The sequence below is a fragment of the Ideonella sp. BN130291 genome, from assembly GCF_036231905.1.
In the GTDB taxonomy this organism is placed as follows: domain Bacteria; phylum Pseudomonadota; class Gammaproteobacteria; order Burkholderiales; family Burkholderiaceae_C; genus CAMLIZ01.
In genome coordinates this window covers 163,558-187,168 of record NZ_JAZARE010000003.1, presented here as the reverse complement: position 1 = coordinate 187,168, position 23,611 = coordinate 163,558, and the positions used below count along the sequence as shown (strand labels likewise).

The 23,611-nt window shown below is 69.1% G+C and carries 11 protein-coding genes; all 11 read left to right on the top strand.

Annotated elements, in window-relative coordinates; all coding sequences use genetic code 11:
• Window positions 1-33: 33 nt before the first annotated feature.
• The 11 genes from VPH43_RS07300 (at window position 34) to phaR (ending at window position 23,607) form a co-directional block, all read left to right on the top strand.
• Window positions 34-948 carry a class I SAM-dependent methyltransferase gene (locus VPH43_RS07300; protein ID WP_328577018.1) on the top strand — a complete coding sequence of 305 codons (915 nt, stop codon included), beginning with the start codon at window positions 34-36 and terminating at the stop codon, window positions 946-948.
• Between the two features lie 59 nt (window positions 949-1,007).
• Window positions 1,008-1,316, top strand: coding sequence for an acyl carrier protein (locus tag VPH43_RS07295; protein WP_328577017.1), 309 nt, complete (start codon window positions 1,008-1,010; stop codon window positions 1,314-1,316).
• Between the two features lie 37 nt (window positions 1,317-1,353).
• The gene (locus VPH43_RS07290) at window positions 1,354-2,979 is read left to right on the top strand and encodes an SDR family oxidoreductase (RefSeq protein WP_328577016.1); all 1,626 of its coding nucleotides are present in this window, start codon (window positions 1,354-1,356) and stop codon (window positions 2,977-2,979) included.
• A gap of 92 nt (window positions 2,980-3,071) precedes the next feature.
• Window positions 3,072-4,100: an extracellular catalytic domain type 1 short-chain-length polyhydroxyalkanoate depolymerase gene (locus VPH43_RS07285; protein ID WP_328577015.1), complete on the top strand. Its 1,029-nt coding sequence runs from the start codon at window positions 3,072-3,074 to the stop codon at window positions 4,098-4,100.
• Between the two features lie 418 nt (window positions 4,101-4,518).
• Window positions 4,519-12,792: an SDR family NAD(P)-dependent oxidoreductase gene (locus VPH43_RS07280; protein ID WP_328577014.1), complete on the top strand. Its 8,274-nt coding sequence runs from the start codon at window positions 4,519-4,521 to the stop codon at window positions 12,790-12,792.
• A complete protein-coding gene (locus VPH43_RS07275) occupies window positions 12,789-17,684 on the top strand; it encodes a polyketide synthase (RefSeq protein WP_328577013.1) in 4,896 nt (1,631 codons plus the stop codon). Before VPH43_RS07280 ends, VPH43_RS07275 begins: the two co-directional genes overlap by 4 nt.
• A gap of 118 nt (window positions 17,685-17,802) precedes the next feature.
• Entirely contained in the window at window positions 17,803-19,404 is a 1,602-nt protein-coding gene (locus VPH43_RS07270; RefSeq protein WP_328577012.1) for an alkaline phosphatase family protein, read from the top strand.
• Window positions 19,405-19,410: 6 nt separating this feature from the next.
• Window positions 19,411-20,466 (top strand): alpha/beta fold hydrolase, encoded by a 1,056-nt coding sequence (locus VPH43_RS07265; protein WP_328577011.1) that lies wholly within the window; start codon window positions 19,411-19,413, stop codon window positions 20,464-20,466.
• Entirely contained in the window at window positions 20,466-21,935 is a 1,470-nt protein-coding gene (locus VPH43_RS07260) for a hypothetical protein (RefSeq protein ID WP_328577010.1), read from the top strand. The genes VPH43_RS07265 and VPH43_RS07260 overlap by 1 nt, the downstream gene beginning before the upstream one ends.
• Before the next feature lie 201 nt (window positions 21,936-22,136).
• Window positions 22,137-22,919 carry an alpha/beta hydrolase gene (locus tag VPH43_RS07255; protein ID WP_328577009.1) on the top strand — a complete coding sequence of 261 codons (783 nt, stop codon included), beginning with the start codon at window positions 22,137-22,139 and terminating at the stop codon, window positions 22,917-22,919.
• A 76-nt stretch (window positions 22,920-22,995) separates the two neighbouring features.
• On the top strand, window positions 22,996-23,607 hold the full coding sequence (gene phaR / locus VPH43_RS07250) for a polyhydroxyalkanoate synthesis repressor PhaR (RefSeq protein ID WP_328577008.1): 612 nt from the start codon (window positions 22,996-22,998) through the stop codon (window positions 23,605-23,607).
• Window positions 23,608-23,611: the final 4 nt, after the last annotated feature.

Below are 23,611 nucleotides of genomic sequence, written 5' to 3'. Positions count from 1 at the left end.
CGACTGCCACGCTACCAACAGGGAGGGAACCCCATGTCCGTGATCGCGCCGACCGATACCACCTACACCCGTTTCGCCGAAGACCAGGCTTACGTGCAAGCCAACAACGCCTTCGTCGAGCGGCTTCCGCTGGCGCCGGTGACCCGCATCCTGGATCTCGCGTGCGGCACCGGGGCCGTGGGCCAGCTGCTGATGGCGCGTGCGCCGAAGGCCAGCTTGCATGGCATCGACCTGGACCCCGTGCAGATCGGCCTGGCGGCCGAGAACTATGCGCGCCTGGGGTACACGGTGCGCGTGGGCGACGAGGCGCTCGCCACGCCACCGGCCGGTGCCCAGCGCACCGTGAGCCTGGTGGTGGGTTCGGCCGAGGTGCTGCCTTTTCCGCAGGCCACCTTCGATTGCGTGACCATCGCCAACGCGATCCATCTCATCGCCGACAAGGACGGGCTGGCCGGCTCCATCGCACGCGTGTTGCAGCCGGGCGGCATCTTCGCGTTCAGCTCGGGCTTCTACGCCGGCTGCTGGCCGCCCGTGACCCAGCAGGTCTATTACGAATGGCTGAAGGAAGCCACCGCGTGGATCGCGCGCTTCAGCGCGGAACGGGTGGCTGCCGGCGAGCCGCCGATCCGCCGCGTGCGCGGCAAGTCCTACCTGTCGCCCGTGGCCTACCAGAACCGCTGGCTCACGCCGGCGGAATGGCGCGAGCTGCTGAATGCCAAGGGCTTCGAAGTGCTGGACCTGAACGAGCGCGCCGTCATGTTCGACCACCACTCGCTGGCCTCCGTGGGCGCCTACAGCGGGTTGGCCGAAGCGCAGCTGGCCGGTTATCCGGTGGAGCTGGCGTCGCAGGCGCTGGCCAACACCGCGGCGCTCGCCCTGGAAAGCGCCAACGTCACCAGCGTGCAGCACAACTGGCTCGAGATCTGCGCCGTGCGCCGGGCCAGCTGAAGACCGCAGCCGCATAGAACAACGACACCACCTTCACATCAGCCAAGAGGTTCAACACCATGTCCGACGCCACCACCACTGCCAAGTTCACCCGCGAGCAGATCGAGCGCGACCTGATCGCCATCCTGACCGACATGACCCAGGACTGGGACCTGCCGTTCACCGGCGGCATCCAGCCCGACACTCGCCTGATGGCCGACCTGGCGTTCGAATCGATCGACGTGGTGCAGCTGGTGGTGGCGATCGAAGCCCACTTCCAGCGCCGCAAGATGCACTTCGAGCAGCTCATGATGGTGGACGGCCGCTACGTGCAGGAACTGCAGGTCAAGGAGATCGTCTCTTTCCTCGAGAAGCAGCTCGCCGAGTGACGGTGCGGCCGCTGCCCAGGTTGAGCCACCACACGGCATGCGCCAGCATCCGCTGACCGGCCGCGTCGCCATTGTCACTGGTGCCAGCAGCGGCATCGGGCGTGCGACCGCCGTGGCGCTGGCGCGCACGGGGGCCCGGCTGGTGCTGGTGGGCCGTGATGCGCAGCGCCTGGCGGACACGGCGGCGCGCATGGCCGATGCCACCGACGGCCTGGCGGAATCGCTCGCCTTGCCGCTGGATGTGCGGTCCGAGGCCGACATGGCCGAGATGGCGCAACGTGCGCTGGACCGGTTCGGTGCGATCGACATCCTGGTGCATGCGGCCGGCATCCTGAGGGCCCAGAGCCAGACCCTGCGCACACTGGCGCAGTTGCCGGCGCAGGAATGGGACGACGTGGTCGACATCAACCTGCGTGGCACCTTTCTCGCCAACCGGGCGGTGCTGCCGGCCATGCTGGCGGCCCGGCGCGGCGACATCCTCAACCTGTCGTCGAAATCCGGCCACGCGGGGATCGCGTTCGATGCCCCGTACTGCGCCTCCAAGTTCGGCGTGATGGGCCTGAGCCAGGCACTGGCCGACGAAGCCCGGCCGTTCGGCGTGCGGGTGCAGACCCTGTCGCCCGGCAAGTTCGACACCGAGGTGCTGGCGCAGACGGGGCCGTTGCCGCAGCCGGGCGACATCCCGCCGCCGGAGCGGGTGGCCGACACCATCGTCTGGATGCTGGGCATGCCGGAGGACACGCGCCTGCTGTCCCCGGTGATCGAGCCGCTGCAGCGCCTGGGCGGCAGCGGCTGGACCGGCAAGCCGGAAGCAAGCACCACCACCCCACGATCAGCACGGCCCGCAGTGGCCACCAAGGAGCAAACAATGAGCACATCCTTTTTGGGCGGCGCCCAGGACCTTCGTGGCAAGGTCGTCATCGTGACCGGGGGCACCGGCGGCATCGGCCTGGCGACCGCGCGCGCCGCGGCCTCGCTGGGCGCCTCGGTGGTGGTGGCCGACATCGACGCTGCGCGGGTGGACAGCGTGGTCACCGAGATCGCCGCCGGTGGCGAGGCCGCCTGCATCGGCGTCGCGATCGATGTGCGCCGCGAGGAGGACCATGCCCGCCTGGTGCAGGCCACGCTGGACCGCTTTGGACGCATCGATGCGCTGATCTCCTGCGCCGGCATCCTGCGCAAACGCGGCACGCCGCCCAAGGTGCTGGTGGACGTGTCGACCGACGAATTCGACGACGTCATCGGCATCAACCTGCGCGGCGTGTTCCTCGCCAACCGCGCGGTGCTCCCCACGATGATCTCGCAGCGCAGCGGCATGATCATCAACCTGTCGTCGGTGCAGGGCCTGCAGGGCCGAGCCTATGACGGCCCGTACTGCGCATCCAAGTTCGGCGTCATCGGCCTGTCGCAGGCAGTCGCCGAGGAGGTGCGCAGCTACGGCGTCAAGGTGCAGGCCCTCATGCCCGCGGCAGTGGCCACGCCGATGTGGGAGCAGAACCTGCCCGCGCCCATGCCCAGCGATGCGGTGCCGCCGGAGCGGGTGGCCGACCTGATCATCTTCATGCTGCTGCAGCCCGAGGACACCATCCTGGTGGGGCCGGTGATCGCGCCGCTGGGTGCGCGTCGCCGCAAGGCCGCCGCCAAGCCGGCCAGCGCTGAATAGTGCGCCATGCGTAGGCGGCGCCGGCGGCCGCCGCGTTGGGCACAGAGGTACGGCCAGCCGGCCGCGCTGCCGATCTTCCGCAAAGGACCACCATGAAACGACTTGCATTGCGCACCGTTGCCTTCGCCCTGGTGGCTGCTGCCATCGGCAGCCTGTCATTGCCGCTGGTGGCCCAGGAGGGGACGCTGCGCGAGCGCATCCGCGAGCGCATCCTGCAACGCCAGCAGAAAGCGCCGGCCCCCGAAGCCAACGCCGAGGTCGACACCAAGATCACCAAGCCAGGCGACTACACCTTCAAGGTGCAGCACGACGGGCTCACCCGCATGTACCGCGTGCATGTGCCACCGAAGTACAACCCGGACACGCCCGCGCCGCTGATGGTCGCGCTGCATGGCGGCGGCGGAAGCATGGATTACCAGGCCAACGACGCCAACTACGGCCAGATCAGCAAGTCCGACCGCGAAGGCTTCGTTGCGCTGTTCCCCAATGGCTACAGCAAGATGGCCTCGGGAAAGTTCGCCACCTGGAATGCCGGCAACTGCTGCGGGCCCGCACGCGATGAAAACGTGGATGACGTGGGCTTCATCCGCCAGGCCGTCGAGAACCTCATGCGGCAGATGAACATCGACCGCAACCGCGTCTATGCCACCGGCATGTCCAACGGCGCCTTGATGGCCTACCGGCTGGCGTGCGAGGCGTCCGACCTGTTCCGCGGCATCGCGCCGGTCGCCGGCACGGACAACACCCGCCACTGCGAGCCCAAGCGGCCGGTGTCGGTGCTTCACTTCCACGCCCGCAACGACCCCAACGAGGTGTTCACGGGCGGAGCCGGCCCGAATTCGAAGCGCAAGGACATGGTGACGGATTTCACGCCGGTGCCGGATTCGATGGCCAAGTGGGCACGCATGAACGGCTGCAGCGCCACGCCCAAGCGGGTGCTCGAGAAGCCGGGTGCCTACTGCGAGGCCTATCCCGGCTGTCGCGACAACGTGCAGGTGCAGCTGTGCGTCACCGAGACGGGTGGGCATTCCTGGCCGGGCGCGCCAAAGACCCGCGGTGAGCCGGCGTCGCAGGCAATTTCCGCCAATGAGCTGATGTGGGACTTTTTCAACCGTCGTTGAGCTCGTGCGACTGGCGACCCGCGATCGCACCGCTGCGGCTTGCTGCGGTGGGAGTGGACTGGGTCTGCGAGGGGCGCACGGGGCATGAGAAGTAACAGGCGCGTGATCTTGTGAGGCCCCATTCGTGGGATGGCCTGCAGGCTCGGCATGTGCGCCAATGCAGGCGAATGCGGCGCCACGGCGCTGCGTGAACAACATAAACGCACGGTGTGGCCCCTGTCACCCCTTGCAACATCATGGGTCGAGGGTCATGTTTGTGCGCCATGTCACGGCTGGGGAAGACGCCCCTCACGCGTCGAATGCAGCGCTCTGCACTGCGAGCCGCAAGCACATGGTGCTGTCCGGGCTTGCCGGCGCAGCAGCCGGCTGCCGCCGCCCCGCGCTCCCCATGTCCGCTCGCGCTTCACAGGTCTGACGCATGACACGCTTCATCACGTTCGCCTTCACGCCTGCCGGCCTGATGGATCCGGCCCTTGCCATCGCTGCCTGCCGAGCCGGTGGTGTCGGTGTGCTCAACGGCGAGCTCGCTGCGGATCCGGAGGCAGTGGTGCACGCACTGGCGGCCCTGGGCCGCAATGTGCGCAGCGCATTCGGTGTCAAGCTCGACGCGCCGCCAGGGCCCGCACTGGCCGCAGCGCTGCGTTCACATGCCGGCACCGGCCTGGGCTGGCTGATCGTCGACGCCGAGCAGGTGCCCGGTTGCCGCGCGCTGATCGATGAACTGCGCGGCCAGGGCGTGCGCGTGCTGGCCGAGGTGCGCACCGCGGCCTGGCCCGGCGAGCCGCTGGACGCCGTGGTCGATGGGCTGGTCGTCAAGGGCAACGAGTCCGGCGGTTTTGTCGGCGAGGACGCGTCCTTCATCCTGCTGCAGAAGTGGCGCAAGCAGACCGCGCTGCCGCTGGTGGTGCGCGGTGGGCTCACGCCTCACGTCGCGGCGGCATGCCACGCAGTTGGTGTGCTGGGCGGTGTGCTCGATTCGCAATTGCTCATGATGGACGAGGTGCGCCTGCCGGCTGCGCTTCGCACCTTGCTGGGCAACCTGGCCGGCAGCGAAACGGTGGCGGTGGGCCACGGCGAGGAGGGCGAGTATTTCCGCCTGCTGGTGCGGCCCGGCCACACGGCCGCACGGCAGTTCGTCACCGACGGCGACGGCCTGCGCAGCGCGCAACTGCGCGCGTGGGTGACGGGCAAGGTGGCTTGGAGCGATCCTTCGCGGTCGCTCATGCCCATCGGGCACGACGTGGCGTTTGCTGCGCCTTGGCGCAAGCGTCACGGCACGGTGGCCGGCGTTCTGGCGGCAATCGGGGAAGCAGTCGACCGCCACGCCCAGGCGGTGGCCAGCGCACCGCCGATCGCTGAAGGCTCAGCCCTGGCACGCGAGCTCGGGTTGCGCTTCCCGATCATCCAGGGGCCGATGACACGCGTGTCGGATACCGCGGAATTTGCGCTGGCGGTGGCCCAGGGCGGTGCCCTGCCCATGGTGGCACTGGCCATGCTCAAGGGGGAGCCGCTGGACGCATTGCTGGCTCGCACCGCCGAACTGCTGGGCGACCGGCCCTGGGGCATCGGCCTGTTGGGTTTCGCACCCCAGGAACTGCTGGATGAGCAGTTGGCCATCGCCACCCGCCATGCGCCTCGGTACGCGATCATTGCCGGGGGGCGCCCCGACCAGGCGGTGCACCTGGAGCGGGCCGGCGTGCCCACGTTCCTGCACGTGCCGGCCGCCAGCCTGGTGCCCACCTTCTTGCAGGAGGGCGCACGGCGCTTCATCTTCGAGGGGCGCGAGTGCGGCGGCCACATCGGCCCCCTGTCGAGCTTCGTGCTGTGGAGCTCCATGGTGGACAAGCTGCTGGTCGAACTGGGCCAGGGCAAGGTCAAGGGCGAGGAGGTCGAGCTGATCTTTGCCGGCGGCATTCATGACGACGTGTCGTCGGCCATGGTGCAGGTGCTCGTGGCCCCGCTGGTGGCCCTGGGCGCCAAGGTCGGCATCCTGATGGGCAGCGCCTACCTGTTCACGCGGGAAATCGTGGAAAGTGGCGCCATCGTGCCGCAGTTCCAGCAGGAGGTGGTGGACTGCCAACGCACGGTGAACCTGGAGTCCGGCCCTGGCCACGCCAGCCGCTGCGCCTACACGCCGTTTGCGCGCGACTTCTTCAGCCAGCGCGTGGCGCTGCGCCGTGATGGGGTACCGGCGGACGAAAGCCGTCGCGTGCTGGACGACCTGATCCTCGGCCGGCTGCGCATTGCGTCCAAGGGGAGCAAGCGCGAAGGCCTGAACGCACCACTGCAAAAGCTGGACGCCGAGCAGCAGCGTGCCGAGGGCATGTACATGCTCGGGCAGGTGGCCACCCTGCGCCACACCGTCACCCAGATCGACGCGCTGCACCAGGAGGTGACCGAGGGCGCCGCCGCGTTGCTGCAGCCGCAGGGCGCGGGCATCGACGCCGCCGTGCACCGGGCGGAGCCTCCGGCCGACGTGGCCATCATCGGCGTGGCCACGGTCGTGCCCCAGGCCAACGACGCGCAGGCCTTCTGGGAAAACATCCTCGCCAAGGTCGATGCCATCACCGAGATCCCCGCGCATCGATGGGACTGGCGCCTGTACTTCGACGCCGACCGCACCGCCAAGGACAAGATCTACTCCAAATGGGGCGGCTTCCTCGACGACCTGCCCTTCGACCCCACGCAGTACGGCATGCCGCCCAAGTCCATCGAGGCGGTGGACCCGATGCAGCTGATGGGCCTGGAGGTGGCGCATCGCACGCTGGTGGACTCGGGCTACCACGAGCGGGCGTTCAACCGCGAGAAGGCATCCGTGATCATCGGCGCCAGCGGTGGCGCCGGCGACTATGGGCTGCAGTACGGCCTGCGCTCGGAGCTGCCCCGTTTCAGCGGCGAGCTGCCTGGTGAAGTGGCCGAACGGCTGCCTGAATGGACCGAGGATTCCTTCGCCGGCATCCTGCCCAACGTGGTCGCCGGCCGGATTGCCAACCGCCTGAACTTCGGCGGCGTGAACGTGGCCGTCGACGCGGCCTGCGCCTCTTCGCTGGCGGCGGTGTACCAGGGTGTGAACGAGCTGGCGGCCGGCCGCAGCGACTTCGTCATTGCCGGTGGCGTGGACACCGTGCAGGGCCCCTTCGGCTACCTCTGCTTCAGCAAGACGCAGGCGCTGTCGCCGCGCGGCCGCTGCTCCACCTTCGACGCAGCCGGCGACGGCATCGTGATCAGCGAAGGCATCGCGATGGTCGCGCTGAAGCGCCTGGCCGATGCGCAGCGCGACGGCGACCGCATCTATGCCGTGATCAAGGGCGTGGGTGCCAGCAGCGACGGCAACGCCAAGGGGCTGACCGCGCCGCTGCCGGCCGGGCAGTTGCGTGCCATGCGGCGTGCTTATGCCATGGCGGGCTTCGGGCCCTCGACCGTGGGCCTGTTCGAGGCGCACGGCACCGGCACGGTGGCTGGCGACACCGCGGAGCTGGAAAGCACCACGCGGCTGATGAAGGAAGAGGGCGCCGGTGCACGGCGCGCCGTCATCGGCTCGGTGAAGACCAACATCGGCCACACCAAGGCCTGCGCCGGCGTGGCGGGGCTGGTGAAGGCCGCCCTCGCGCTGCACCATCGGGTGCTCCCGCCGCACCGCAACGTCACCACGCCCAACCGGGTGCTGGCCGATCCTGCCGCCCCGCTGTACCTGGTCGACGAGCCCACCCCGTGGGTGGCGCCGATCGACGTGCCGCGCCGCGCTGCCTGCAGCGCGTTTGGCTTCGGCGGTACCAACTTCCATGTGGTGATGGAGGAGTACGGCGAGGAGTACCGCGACTGGCTGCGCCCGGTGGCGGGCGATGTCTGGAGCGCCGAGCTGCTGCTGTGGAGCGACGTCGATCGCACCGCGTTGGCAACCCGCCTGTCCGCCCTGGCTGACAAGCTGACCGCCGTGGACGGGCTGGCGCTGCGCGACCTGGCCGCCAGCCTGGCCGCGCGCTGGCGTCCGCGGGGCGAAACACTGGCCATCGTCGCGCGCAGCGTCGACGACTTGCGTGCCAAGCTGTCTGCCGCACTGGGCCACCTCAATGGCGACGCCAAGCCGCTGCCGCCGGGCGTGTTCCATGGCACTGCCACGGCGCCGGCGGGCAAGCTCGCGGTGCTGTTCCCTGGCCAGGGGTCGCAGTACCCCGGCATGGCACGCGAGGCTGCACTGCACTTCGAGCCGATGGCCGAAGCGCTGGGCGCGGCCGACGCGGCGTTGCTGGAGGCCTTCGGCCAGCGCTTCGGCGCAGGCACGCGGCTGTCGCAATTCATCCTGCCACGCGGTGCTTACGACGACGCCGCCAAGGCCGAGGCGCGACAGCGCCTGACCAGCACCGACGTCGCCCAGCCCGCGCTGGGTGCCGTCGAGGCGGGCATGTTGCGCGTGATGCAGCAGCTGGGTCTGCAGGCCGACATGTTCGCGGGCCACAGCTACGGTGAGTTCGTGGCCTTGTTCGCCGCCGGCGCGTTCGACTTCGATGCACTGATGGCACTGTCCGCCGCCCGCGGGCGCTTCATCATCGATGCGGCATCTGCCGACGGTGCGGAGCTGGGCACCATGGCTGCCGTGGCCGCACCGCGCAAGACGGTGGAGGACGCGATCGCCGATATCGACGACGTCATCATCGCCAACCACAACGCGCCGCTGCAGAGCATCATCTCCGGCACACGCGAGGCGGTGAAGGCCGCGGCGGCCAAGCTGGTCCAGGCGGGAGTGGAGGTCACCGAGATCCCTGTGGCGGCCGCTTTCCACTCCGCGCTCGTGAAGCCCGCGCAGCAGGCGCTGTCCGAGCTGATCGAGGCGACCGCGTGGGCCCCGCTGCAGACGCCGGTTTATTCCAACACCACGGCGCGGCCGCATTCCGCCGAGGTCTCGCGGGTGAAGCGCCAGATGGCCGAGCACCTGGTGCGGCCGGTGGAGTTCGTGGCGCAGATCGAGGACATGTACAAGGACGGCGCCCGCGTCTTCGTCGAAGTGGGCCCGAAGGCCGTGCTGTCGCGGCTGACCTCGCGCATCCTGGAAGGGCAGCCCCACGTCGCCGTGTCCATCGACGACGGCAGCGGGCTGGCCGGCCTGCTGGGTGGTGTCGCCCAACTGCTGTGCGCGGGCGTGTCGCTGGACGTCACGCGCCTGTTCGCGCGCCGGGATTGCCGCATCGGCGACCCCGCCGAGCCGGCCGCACTGCTGCGCACCAGGCCCGTGCCCAAGCACGCCTGGATGCTCAATGGCAGCGGTGCCCGCCGCCATGCCGAGCCGGTGCGCCAGATCGGCGTCACCCTGGAACAAGCACAGGCCCGCGCGCAAGCAACGCCCGCCGTGGCAGCGGCTGTGGCGGCTGCCCCCAGCTCCGCACCGGCCGCGTCCGCCGCACCGGCTGTCGTGGCGGTCACCGCCATGCCTGCAAGGTCTTCTTCTGCATCAACACAACACACCTGGACAAGGGGTCGATCCATGGATGAACGACGAACGGCACCAGGGACGGTGGAATCCGCCGTCCTCTCGGACTACTTCGCAACGATGCGCCAGTTCCTGGAAACCCAGGAGCGTGTGATGTCGGCGTTCCTCGGCGAGGGTGGGGCGCCGGCCCGGCCCGCGCTGCGGGCACGCCCGCCGATGGCGCTGCCCCGCGTGGCGGAAGTTGCACCAGCGGTCGTCCCCGTGGCGCCAGCGGTGGTGGCTGCGTCCGTCGCCGCTGCCCCCGTGGCCGCAGCACCCCTGGCCGCTGCACCGGTGGCTCCCATGGTGAAACCGGCTGAAGCACCTGCGGTGCCGAAGCCGGCCGCAGCCGCCCCCGTTGCCTCAGCCGCGGTTCCTGCCCCGGCTGCCGGCGAAGCGCTGACCCGCGAGAAGCTGGTCAACATGCTGCTTGGCATCGTGGAAGAAAAGACCGGTTACCCGCGCGACATGGTGGGCCTGGACCAGAACCTGGAAGCCGACCTCGGCATCGATTCCATCAAGCGCATCGAGGTGGTGGGTGCGATGTTGCAGATGCTGCCGGCCAGCCATCGCGAGGCCTTGACCGAAGCACGCAGCAAGCTGAACACGCAGGCCACGCTCAACGGCATGCTGGACCTGGTCACCCAAGTCAAGGTGGGAGGCGCGGTCGCTGTCCCTTTTGATGTGGCCGGGGTGGGATCACCGGTTGGCGCTGCTGCCAACCACCCGCCCCGGCTGGTGATGCGTCCGCTGCACGAGCCGCTGACGGAGGCGATGGCCCGGCGCTTCTCGCCCGGGCGTTTCGTGCTCACGCGCGACGCGCTCGGCGTGGCGGACGAACTGGCGGCGCTGCTGGCGGCACGCGGCTGCGAGGTGCTGATGCTCGGCGCTGAAGAGCTGGCCGACGAAGCGGCGCTGCTGCAACGCTGTGCCGAGATCGGCAGTGCCACCCCGCTCGCGGGCGTGGTGCACCTCGGCCCGGTCGGCGCGCCGGGCGTGGCCGACACCGACTCGCCGGCCGAATGGCGCCAGGCGCTGCTGCGCCATGAAAAGTCGCTGTTCCTGCTGCTGCGGGAACTGCATCCCGCGTTGACCGGGGGCACGCATGTGGTTGCGGCCAGCGACCTGGGCGGCCTGTTCGGCCGCGAGGGCAGCTCGCGCCCGGAGTTGCGCTTGCAGTCCGGGGCCGTCGGTGCGGTGAAGTCGCTGCTGGAAGAGCAGCCCGGCCTGCGCGTGAAGGCCATTGACCTGGATCCGGCGCGCGCGCCGGCGGCGCTGGCCTTGGACCTGCTGGGCGAGATGGAGCTCGACGGCGGCCGCCAGGAGGTGGGGTATCCGGGCGGGCAACGCACGGTGTTCGTCACCATCGCCGAAGACGTGGTGGCCGATCCGGCGCGCGAGGCGGCGTTGGCGCCCTTGGTCGTGCTGGCCACCGGCGGCGCCCGCGGCATCACCGCGGAAGTGCTGCGTGAGCTGGCCAGGCCGGGCAACACGCTGGTGCTCACCGGGCGCAGCGCGCTGGTCGACGAGCCCGCCGACCTCGCCGGGCTGCGCGACGCTGCTGCCTTGCGCCAGCACTTCGTGGATGCGGTCCGTGCCGGCCGCCTCAAGCTCACGCCGGGCGAGATCCAGCGTCAGGTGCAGGCGCTGCTGGGCCAGCGCGAGATGCAGGCCAACTTGGCTGACTTCCGCGCGGCGGGCGCCACGGTGGAGTACCACGCGGTGGATGTCACCGACGAAGCGGCAGTCTCGGCACTGGTGCGCGGCATCGTGGCCCGCCATGGCCGCATCGATGGCGTGGTGCACGGCGCCGGTGTCATCGAGGACAAGCGGCTGGCTGACAAACGAAGCGACAGCTGGTCGCGCGTGGTGGATACCAAGGTGATCGGCCTGCTGCTGCTGCAGAAGCACATCGACCCAGCCGCGCTGAAGTTCTTCACCGTCTTCAGCTCCGTGGCAGGCCGTTATGGCAACAGCGGCCAATCCGACTACGCGACCGCCAATGAACTGATGAACCGGCTGTGCATGTCGCTGCAGGCGCGCTGGGGCGAGCGGGTGGCTGTGAGCGCGCTGTGCTGGGGCCCCTGGGGCGCCACGAAGTTCGGCGCCGGCATGGTGACCGCCGAGACCGAAGCCAAGTTTGCGGAGAAGGGTGTGCGCCTGGTGTCGGCGACACTGGGCCGCCGCCTGTTCCGCCAGGAGCTGGTGCGCGTGGCTGGCACGCCGGTGGAAGTGGTCTGTGGCGAAGCACCTTGGGACAGCCGCGAGGCCGCCCTGGGCGCCATCCGCAGCGCACCGCCTGCGCCCCAGGCGCCGGAGCTGGGCCCGCTGCTGGGCCGCACCACCGCACAGTCGCGTCCCACTGGCGAACGCATCGTGCCGGTTCGCCTGGATGGCGTGCGGCATCTGTACCTGCAGGAGCACGCACTGGACGGCAAGCTGGTGCTGCCGGCCGCGGCGGCGCTGGAGATCATGGCGGAGGCGGTGCGCAGCCTGTGGCCTGGCTGGCGCGTGGTGGAAGTGCGCGAGCACAAGCTGCTCAAGGGCGTGGACCTGGCTGGTGCGCCGCGTGACCTGCAGGTCTTCCTCAGCCCGCCGCCTTATGGCAGCAGCGAGGGCTTCGATGTCAGCGCGGCGCTGCAGAGCGAGCTCGGCAACGGCCGGGCCATGACGCACTACCGTTGCGTGGTGCGCCTCGAACAGATGATGCCGGCTGCCATGCCTGCCGCCCGCGCGGTGCACGACGACAAGCCGCTGAGCGTCGCCAAGGCGTACGGCGAGTGGCTGTTCCATGGGCCGCGCTTCCAGGTGATCGAGCACATCGACGGCCTGTCCGCCGAAGGCTCCGGTGCCCGGGTGCGTGCGTCACAGCCGGCGCAATGGCTGGCCCGTACCGACGCGGCCGCGACCTGGGTGTTCGACCCGGCGCTGCTGGATGCCGCCGCGCAGATGGCGTGGCTGTGGTCGCGCGCCTACCGCGACGAATCGGCACTGCCAACCCGGTTTGGCCGTGTGGTGCGCTACCGCGAGACCCTGCCAGAACGGATGCACATGGAGTACCAACGCGTCGCGACCGACGATCCCACCCTGATCCGTGGCAACGTGGTGTTCTTCGATGAGCAGGGCGAGCCTGTGATGGCCATCGAGGAGCTGGACAGCGTGGCCAGCGCCGCCCTCAACCGACTGGGTGGCACGGCGCGTGCCGCCGTGGAGGACGCAGCGGCATGACGAGCAAGGCAGTACCGCAGGCCGTGCCGGCGCCGATCGCGATCATCGGCATGGCCTGCATCTTTCCGCAGGCGCCGGACCTGCAGGCGTTCTGGAACAACATCCTGAACGGGGTGGATGCGGTGGGCGAGCCGGTGGAGCGCTGGGACGCCCAGCGCTATCTCGAATCCGGCCGCATCAAGACGCAGCACGGCGGCTACCTGAAGGACCTGTACCGCTTCGACCCGCGCGAGTTCGGCATCATGCCCAACTCGATGGACGGCGGCGAACCCGACCAGTTCCTGGCCCTGCGGGTCGCGCGTGACGCGCTGGCCGATGCCGGCTACCTCGGTTCCGATGTCGACCACACCGACACCGGCGTGATCCTGGGCCACAGCACCTACCTGCACCGCGGGCAGGTCACCGTGATCCAGAACAATATCGTGCTGGACCAGACGATGGCGCTGGTGAAGGCCGCCCTCCCGCACCTGGACGATGCCGCGCTGGCTGAGATCCGGGAGACCATGCGCCGCAAGCTGCCGCCCACCAATGCGGACACGGCGCCAGGGCTGGTGCCCAACGTGATGACCGGCCGCATCGCCAACCGGCTGAACCTGCGCGGCCCCAACTACCTGGTCGATGCCGCGTGCTCTTCGTCGCTGCTCGCCGTGGGCGCGGCGATCGATGAACTCCGCGCTGGCCGCAGCCGCATGATGCTCGCCGGCGGCGTGAACGCGTCGCTGCCGGCGGACGTGTCCACCATCTTCACGCAGCTGGGGGCCCTGAGCGCCCGCGGCCGCGTCCGGCCCTTCGAGGCGGGCAGCGACGGCACCCTGCTCGGCGAAGGCCTGGGCGTGGTGGTGCTCAAGCGGCTGGAGGATGCGCTCTCGGATGGCGACCGCCTCTATGCCGTGTTGCGGGGCGTGGGCCAGTCGAGCGACGGCCGTGGCACCGGGCTGCTGGCCCCCAGCCACGACGGGGAAACCCTCGCCATCCGCCGCACCTACCAGGCCACCGGCGTCGACCCTGCCAGCATCGGCCTGGTGGAAGCCCATGGCACCGGGATTCCGCTGGGCGACAAGACCGAGATCGCCTCCTTGAAGTCGGTGTTCGGCGAGCGCGATACACCGATCGGCACCAAGGCGCTGGGGTCGGTGAAATCCATGATCAGCCACTGCATTCCTGCAGCCGGCGTGGCCAGCCTGATCAAGATGTCGTTGGCGGTGCACCACAAGGTGCTCCCGCCCACGCTGTGCGAGCAGGTGAACCCGGAACTGGGCATCGACAAGACGCCGTTCTACATCAACACCCGCACGGCGCCCTGGATCGCGCCGCTCGGCCAGCCGCGCCGTGCCGCGGTGAATGCCTTCGGCTTCGGCGGCACGAATTCCCACGCCATCGTGGAGCAGGCGCCCGAAGGGGCCCGCGTGCACAAAGGCCTGACCGCCTGGCCGGTGGAGCTGTGCGTGCTGTCGGCTGACACCGCGGAAGCGCTCATCGCCAAACTGCAGCACCTGGCCGAGGCGATCGCCCGCAACAGCACCTGGCGCATCGCCGAAGTGGCTGCTGCGCTGGCCCGTGCCGACGCTGGCGCCCAGCACCGCCTGGCGATCGTCGCCAAGGACCTCCCGGGTCTCGCCAAGACCATCGCGCAGGTGATTCCGCGCCTGCGTGACCCGGCCGCGGCAGCCTCCCGCCCGCGTGCCACGCGCGGCGCGGTGGCCTACGCCAGCCGCCGTGTCGAAGGCAAGCTGGCCTTCCTGTTCCCCGGCGAGGGCTCGCAGTATCCGGAGATGTTCGCGGACCTGGCACTGTGCTTTGACGAGATGCAGGAGTGGCTGGACTTCTGGCACGGCCTGTACGGCCTGCCGGTGGGCCAGACGCGCACCGACATCGTGTTCCCCTCCTGCGAGGTGGATGGCGAGCGCCGCAAGCAGCTCGAACACCGCATGCACGACATGGACGTCGGCTCCGAGTCGGTGTTCATCGGCGGCATGGCGATGCACGAACTGCTGGTGTCCCTGGGCGTGCATGCCGACGTGATGGTGGGCCACAGCTCCGGCGAGTCCGCCGCGCTGGGCGCCTCCGGTGCCAACCCGGCGCGCACGCCGCAGGAGCGCGCGGCCTGCATCAGCCAGCACTATGAGGCCTACGAGCGGCTGCTGCGCGAGGGCAAGATCCCCACCGGCGCGCTGCTGGCCGTAGGGGCGCTGCCGCCGGATGCCGTGGAGGCGGAAGTGGCCGCGGTGCCCGACGTGGTGATCGCGATGGACAACTGCAGCAACCAGATGGTGCTGTACGGGCCGCCCGAGGGCATTGCCGCCGTGCAGAAGCGGCTGGGTGACCTGGGTGGCATCTGCCTGCCCCTGCCGTTCGATCGCGGTTATCACACGGCGGCGTTCGCCGATGCCAGCGCCGCGTTCCACACGTACTACAAGAACGTCAAGCTCGGCGTGCCCAAGGTGCCGCTGTATTCCTGCGCATCGGCCGACCTGTTCCCGGGCAACGCAGCCGCGGTGCGCAAGCTGGCGGCCGCACAGTGGTCGCAGAAGGTGCGCTTCCGCGAAACCGTGCTGAAGATGCACGACGACGGCGTGCGCCTGTTCCTGGAAGTGGGCCCTTCGGGCAACCTCACGTCCTTTGTCAACGACATCCTGATCGACCGGGAGTTCGTGGCTCTGGCCAGCAATGCCCGGCGCAAGGGCGGAATGGACCAGTTGCTGGCTGTGTTGGGCCAGCTCTATGTGGCCGGGCGGGGCCCGACGCTGGAGCGGCTGTTCGAACGCCGTGCCATCGCGGCCATCGATTTCGACGCCCAGCCGCAGCCGCCGCGTGGCGTGCTGCTGGACAACACCATGCCGATGGTGCGCTTGAGCGACGCTGACCGGGCCACGGTGCACCGGCTGGCCAGCGCACCGGCCGCCATCACGCCCGCAGCACCGGCGCCTGCAACACCGGCACCGTCGGCAACGCCCGCCACGCGCCCCACGTCCGCCATGCCAACCACCCAGCCAGGGCAGGGTGAAGCTCTACCGGCGGCTCACTCGCAGCCCGTGGCCGATGACCGCGAGCGCGTGATGGGCGAGTATTTCGACCTGATGCGCGGCTTCCTCGACCAGCAGCGGGCCTTGGTGGAGCGGCTGCCGATGCCGACGGCAGCGCAGGGCGAAGCATCGCCGGTGCCACTGGCGCCGCCGGCCCAACCGGCCTGGCCGTCCAGCCACGCGTCCAACAGCGTCACGCCGCTGCTGGACGAGGTGGTGGAGATTGACGACTTGCACGTGCTGGCCCGCTGCCGCGTCAGCCTGCTCAACGACGCCTTCATCCGCGACCATGTGATGTCCGGCCCGGTGTCCGACACGGACCCGGAACTTTTCGGGCTGTCCTGCGTGCCCTTCACCGTGAGCCTGGAGGTGATGGCCGAGGCCTGTGCCCTGCTGGCCGGCCGGGTGGACGTGAAGGTGATCGAGAACGTGAAGGCCTTCGACTGGGTGGCGCTGGACGACGGCGAACTCAGCTTCGAGGTGCGGGCCGAGGTGATCGACCGCGCCCAGGGCCACTACGCCGCCCGCGTGCTCACCGCGCGCGGCCCGGTGTTGACGGCGGAGTTCCGTTTCGAAGCCGACTGGCGCCTGCCCGGTGTGGCACCGTTGGTGGAGCGCCGCGAGTCGTACCTCAACTCGCCCCACCTCTACGCCACCGGCATGTTCCATGGCCCGGTGTTCCAGAGCATGACCTATGTCGATGCCTGGGACGACAGCGGCATCGACGTCGAGCTGTCCGACGTCAGCCTGTCCGGCTTCTTCACTGCCGGACATGCGCCTCGGCTGGTGCTCAATCCGGTGCTGCTGGATGCGATGGGGCAGGTGGTGGCGTGCTGGTTGGTGCAGTACGTGGGCACCGAGTTCCACGCATTCCCGTCGACCATCGAGCGCATCGAGCTGTACGAGCCGTGCCCGGCGGACTACCCCGGCCTGACGATGCGCATGCGGCAGCAGCCGGTCGACGGCCGCGCCACCGCGATCGGCGCACCGCGGGCCTGGCACCTGGAGTGCGTGGACGCGGAAGGCCAAGTGCTGATGCGCGGCCAGAACCTGATCAACCTGTTCTTCCAGGTGCCCACGGCGTACCACGAAGTGCGCATGGATCCGCTCAACGGCTGGCTGGGCGCACCGCTGGCGCTGCTGGAGGTGCCCGGGCTCACGCTGTGGGAAGTGCCGCTGATGTCGGAGGAGTTCTGCGCGCAGTCCGGTGCGATCTGCATGCGCATCCTGGCGCACGCGGTGCTGGGCCCGGTGGAGCGCGATGAGTGGCGTGCGCTCCAGGGGCACCTGCGGCGCCGCCGTGAATGGCTGTTCGGCCGCGCGGCCCTGAAGGAGGCGGTGCGGGCCTGGGTCCACCAGCAGACCGGCCACCTGCTGTACCCCACCGACATCTGGGTGCGGCACGACCAGCAGGGTGCCCCGGTGGTGGGTGGCCTGTGGACCGACACGCTCATTGCAGCGCCGCAGGTATCGCTGTCACACAACGCCAACGCCTGCCTGGTGGCCCTGGCCGCACCCGACCAGCCGGTGGGCGTGGACCTCGAGGAGCTGGGCCGTATCCGCCAGCCGGAATTGCTGGTGGAGTCCCTGGCCGACGCCGAGCGCCCGTTGGTCGCGGGCCTGCACGGCGAGGCGCTGGACGAGCGCCTGCTGCGCCTGTGGTGCGCCAAGGAGGCCGCCTCCAAATGCCTGGGCATCGGCCTGCAGGGCCAGCCCAGCGGTTTCGTGGTCGAGCGCGCGGATGCCGGCTTCGAGAAGCTCGTCGTGCGTCATGCAATGGGCGCGGTGGAAACCCGCGTGGTGCGCCGCGACCGCAGCATCGTGGCCGTCGCGTCCCAGGAACATCGTGGGCTTGAGGTGCACGCATGACCGCTCGCATCACCGACCGCATCGGCCTGCTGCCGGCACCCCCCGGGCTGGCACGGCACAACACTTTTGGCAGAGGCGCACCCGCCGCTGCCCTGCACACCAAGGAAGGACCCACGACATGACCGTACGCACCCTCTTCATCGGCATGGACGGTGCCACGTTCACCGTGCTCAACGAACTGACCGTCGCGCAACCCGGGGCCGACGGCCCGGTGATGCCCTTCCTGGGCAAGATCTTCGCCGAGGGCACGCGCGCCAAGCTGCGCTCCACCCCCAACCCGCTGACGCCGCCCGCCTGGGTGTCGCTGATGACCGGCCGCGGGCCGGGCCACCATGGGGTGTACGACTTCGTGCGCGCCGAGGAGCGTGGCGACAAGGTCTTCATGACCCTGTACGACGCGCGCGACTGCCGCGTGGAAACGATCTGGTCGATCGCCAGCCGCCAGGGCAAGCGTGTGGCGGCGCTCAACTTCCCGTTCACCGCGCCGCCTCCCAAGGATCTCAACGGTTTCATCGTGCCCGGCTTCGTGCCCTGGCGCCACCTGCGGCGCAACACCCATCCGGTGGACCTGTACGACCGCCTGAAGACCATTCCCGACTTCAATGCGAGCGAGCTGGCCTGGGATTTCGACCAGGAGCAGCAGGCCGGCAACGAACTCAGCGACAACGACCGCGAGAACTGGGTGCGCTACCACCTGCCACGCGAGATGCAGTGGTTCCGCGTGGCCGAATACATCATGTCGGAGGAGTCGCCTGACCTGATGGCGGTGCTGTTCGATGGCGTGGACAAGCTGCAGCACCAGGCGTGGCAATACCTGGACCCCAGCGTGCCGCATGCCGAGATGGGTGAGTTCCACATGCGCATGCGCAAGCTGTCGCTCAGCTACTTCGGCCAGCTCGACAGCTTCATCGAACGCCTGGTCACCGCGGCCGGCCCGGACGTGCAGGTGTTCTTCGCGTCCGACCACGGCTTTACTGCCTCGGACGAGATCGTGCGGATCAACGCGTACCTGGCGGAGAAGGGCTATGTGCACTTCAAGCCGATCCCTGACGACGAGCAGGGTGCCAACATCACCAAGAGCTACTTCGCCTACCTGGACTGGACCAAGACCACCGCGTACTGCCGCACGCCCTCGTGCAACGGCATCACCATCCGCGTGGCCCGCAACCCGGGCGAAACCGGCATCGACCCCAAGGACTACGAGAAGGTGCGCGCCCAGCTGATCCGTGATCTGGAAGAGCTGAAGGATCCGCAGACTGGCGAACGCATCATCACCGAGATCCACAAGCGCGAGGACGTGTTCCCGGGCTCGGCGATGGGCGATGCGCCCGACCTGCAGCTGGTGCTGCGCGACTTCGGTTTCGTGTCGGTGCGCAACATCCTGCCGATCGTGCAGAAGCGCAACTACATCGTCGGCACCCATCATCCCGACGGTGTGTTCCTGGCCTACGGGCCGGGCATCGAGAAGGGCAAGCTGCTGGGCCGCCGGCACATCACCGACGTGGCGTCCACCTTGCTCTACAGCCTGGGCCTGCCGGTGCCGTCCGACTTTGAAGGCGTGGTGCCGCCCAACATGTTCACCGCCGAGCGCAAGGCCACGCACCCGATCCACATCGGCGCGCCCACGGCCACCAGCGACAAGGTGGACATGGAGGCGATGGACGAGGACGAGAAGAAACAGATCCTCGAGCAGCTGCAGATGCTCGGCTACATGGAGTGATCGGCGATGCCGATGGCGAACGTCAACGGGGTCAAGCTCAACTACGTCCAGCTGGACGAAGGCGAGGGCGCCCCGCGTGAAGACCTGGTGATGGTGCACGGGCTGGCCACCAACATGGCCTTCTGGTACTTCAACTATGGCGTGGCGCTGAGCAAGCGCTTCCGGGTGACGCTGTACGACCTGCGCGGCCATGGCCGCTCGGACATGACGGACTCCGGCTACCGGCCGGCCGACATGGCGCGCGACCTGTCCGGGCTGCTGGACCACCTGAAGATCAGCCGTGCCCATTTCATGGCGCACAGCTTTGGCGGCGTGGTTACCTTGAACTTGGCCTGCGAACAGCCGCACCGGGTGAGCAGCCTGGTGCTGGCCGACAGCCATTTCTCCGCCGGCCGCAATGGGCAGGCACGCGCTGAGTGGTCCTTCGGCCGGGGCTTCCAGCCCATCCTCGACCGCCACCAGCTCGACCTGGATACCAATGACCGCTACTTCGGTCCGAAGCTGCTGACGCGGGTGGCGGAATGGCAGCTCGAAGGTCGCGCCATCCCGGCCGAAGTGGCCCAGATGGTGAGCCCGCTGCTGGGCAAGACCGGCAAGCGCACCTCGGCCGACTGGCTGAAGCTGATGAACAGCACGTCCGCGGCCTCGGAGATGATGACCGACGACGGCCTGACGCTGGAGCGCCTGCGCACCCTGCGATTCCCCATCGTGGCGATGTATGGCGACAACTCGCCGGCACGCTTGTCCGGCGCTGAGCTGCTGGACATCTGGCCGCATGCGGAGTTCCGCCGCGTGCGCGACGCGGGCCACTTTTTCCCCACGCTGAAACCCACGGAGACGCTGCAGGCGTGCCACCGGTTCTGGGACGGTGAATTCGCCGCCCAGCCGCGCCGGCATCGTGCGGGCGAGCCGCGCCGCAGCTACTTCCGCAGTGACCGGGTGTTCATGGTGGACGGACAGTGGTACTTCACCACCCGCGATGAGCAGCGGGTGGGCCCGTTTGCCGCTGCCGAAGAGGCCGCCGAACAACTCGCGTCGTTTCTTTCCGCGGTGCAGGGCTGATGCACGCCGCCGTCAATCGTCTCGGCATCCAGCCGGGCCTGGGCCGCGACCACTTCAAGCTGGTCGCCTACGGGGGCTTCGGCGACGGCCACAACTCCTATGCCCAGGGCATGGCGTGGTTCGACGGCAAGCTGTATGTGAGCACCATCCGGGGCGCCTTCGCGCTGATGCGCCGGCGCCAGTCCGCCAGCCTGGGGCTGGACGTGTGGCCGGTGGAGGTGCCTGCCGACCCCTACGACGTGGACCTGTGCGCCGAAATCTGGGCCTACGACCCGCGCATCGATCTCTGGGAGCGCGCCTACAAGGCGCCGCTGATCACCGCCAGCGACGGCAGCACCATCCCGCGCGACTTCGCCTACCGCAGCATGGTGGTCCACCAGGAGCCCGGCGAGGCCAAGCCTGCGCTCTATGTGTGCACCTGGTCGCCCGCGAAGGGGCCGGGGCCCATCGTGCTGCGGTCGGCCGACGGCCGGCATTTCGAGCCGACCTGCGAACCGGGCCTGGTGGGCTTGCCCGTCACGACCATCCGCACGATGGTGTCCTTCAAGGGCCGGCTGTACACCACCCCGGCGGGCTCCCGGGGCGGGAACACCAACATTTCAGGGCACGTGGTCATCTACGAAAGCCGCGACCCGGCGGCCGGCCAGTGGGAGCCGGTGTGCGACTTCGGCTTCGGTGATCTCAGCAACAAGTCGGTGCACGAGATGTGCGCCTGGGGCGACTACCTCTACGCCGGCACGCTCAACCTGGAAGGCTTCCAGCTCTGGCGCAGCCGCTGCGAAGGCGAGCCGCCCTATGAATGGGAGCTGGTGCTGCAGAAGGGCGCCTGGCGCGGCCCGCTGAACCAGGGGGTGCTCAGCATGGCGCCGTTCAAGGACGCGTTGTACATCGGCACCGGCATCCAGGGCGGCGGCATCGACAAGCAGAACAAGGTGGGCCCTGCGCCGGCCGAGGTGCTGCGCGTGCGTGAGGACAAATCCTGGGATCTGCTGGTGGGGGATCCGCGCGACACGCCCGATGGCCGCAAGGAGCCGCTGTCGGGGCGCCTGGCGGGCTTCGACAACTTCTTCAACGGCTACATCTGGCGCATGTGCGTGCACGATGGCTGGCTCTACACCGGCACCTTCGAGTGGAGCGCCTGGCTGGGCTTCGTGAAACACAGCCGCTGGCCGGGAGCATTCTCCAACGTGCTCGCGTACGTGACGCCCAAGATGATGTTCGAGAACCACTCGGGCTTCGACATGTACCGTACCAACGACGGCGAGAACTGGGTGCCGGTCACCGTCAACGGCATGGGTAACCCGTACAACATGGGCCTGCGCACCTTCCAGTCCACGCCCTATGGCCTGTTCTTCGGTACCGCCAATCCTTGGGGTCCCAAGGTCATGCCGTTGGACGGCGACGACTATGTCTTCAACCCGCGCGGTGGCTGTGAGGTCTTTCTAGGCCGCTGGCCTACCAGCCGCTGAGTCGGTGGCCGCGGTGCTGGGGCTGCACGCACCATGAAGCGCCTGGGGCCGCTTGCTGCGTGGGCTGCGAGCCGGCCCCGGCTGGCCGAACGGCTACGCGAGCGGCTCGGCGAACGGCTGCAGCAACGTACAGAGCAAGGGTGGCCGGACATCGCGGCAGAGCGCGCCGGCAGGGCGGCTCCGCTGGAGTTGCCGCCGGGTGTGGCGCTGGATCCTGACCTCGCTTATGGCATCGATCCGGCGCAGCGCCTGGACGTCTACCGGCCGGTGGATGCCAAGGGCGCGCCGCTGATCCTGTACCTGCACGGCGGCGGCTGGCGCAATGGCGACAAGGCCATGCCGCAGATGGTGAACCACAAGGCGCCGCATTGGACCCGGCAGGGTGCGGTGTTCGCCTCCGCCAACTACCGCCTGCTGCCGCAAGCGGACGTGCTGGCACAGGCAAAAGACGCGGCGCGTGCCCTGGCTTTCGTGCAGTCGCGTGCCACCGCGTGGGGTGCCGATCCGCAACGGGTGGTTCTGGTGGGCCATTCGGCGGGTGCGCACCTGGCTGCGCTGGTGACGGCCGCGGCCGACATCGCGCAGCGCCAGGGTGTGCGGCCCTGGTTGGCCACCGTGGTGGTGGACACCGCAGCGCTCGACATGCAGGCGGTGATGAGCCGGCCGCACTACCGTTTCTACGATCCGGTGTTCGGCGACGATCCTGCGTTCTGGCGCCAAGCCTCACCGGCGCATCGGCTCAGCGGGCCACCGCAGGCGCCGCTGCTGCTGGTGTGCGCAGAAGGCCGCGAGGACTCGCTCGCAGCGGCCAACGACTTCGCGGCGCGGGCCCGGGCGTTCGGCGGCCAGGCGACGGTGCTGCCGGTGGCGCTGGACCACCGCGAGCTCAACGACGCGTTGGGCCTGCCCGGTGCCTACACCGACGCGGTGGACAGATTCCTGCGCAGCGTGGGCGTGCCGCTGCCGGCCGGCGTGGCGGGGTAAACCCCTTCCGGGCCGCTTTCAGGCGGCTCCTAGAATTTGTGCACGCGCACAAACGCATCCAACAGGAGTCCATTCGATGGTTCAATCGCGCCGCGCCTCCCAGGCGAACGCGGGCGCGGAGTCCGCCCAGAGCGGCCCGCGTGTGCTCAAGAAATACCCCAACCGGCGCCTCTACGACACCCAGACCAGCAGCTACATCACCCTGGCCGACGTGAAGACCATGGTGCTGGGCGGCCAGGATTTCGTGGTGCGCGACGCCAAGACCGGCGAAGACCTCACCCGCAGCATCCTGCTGCAGATCATCCTTGAAGAAGAGACCGGCGGCGTGCCGATGTTCAGCACTGACCTGCTGGCCAACATCATCCGTTTCTACGGCCATGCGCTGCAGGGGATGATGGGTTCGTACCTCGAGAAGAACCTGCAGACCTTCGTGGAGCTGCAGCGCCGCTTCGCCGAGCAGTCCAAAGGCATCTACGACCCCAAGAGCTTCACCCCGGAGATGTGGACCCAGTTCCTCAACGGTCAGGCGCCGCTGGCCCAGGGCCTGATGGGCAGCTACCTGGAACAGTCCAAGAACCTGTTCACCCAGATGCAGGAGCAGATGACCAAGCAGGCCGGATCGCTGTTTCCCGGCATGCCGGGGTTCGGCAACCCGGGCGCGACCGGCACTGGTAATACCAAGAAATAAGGGC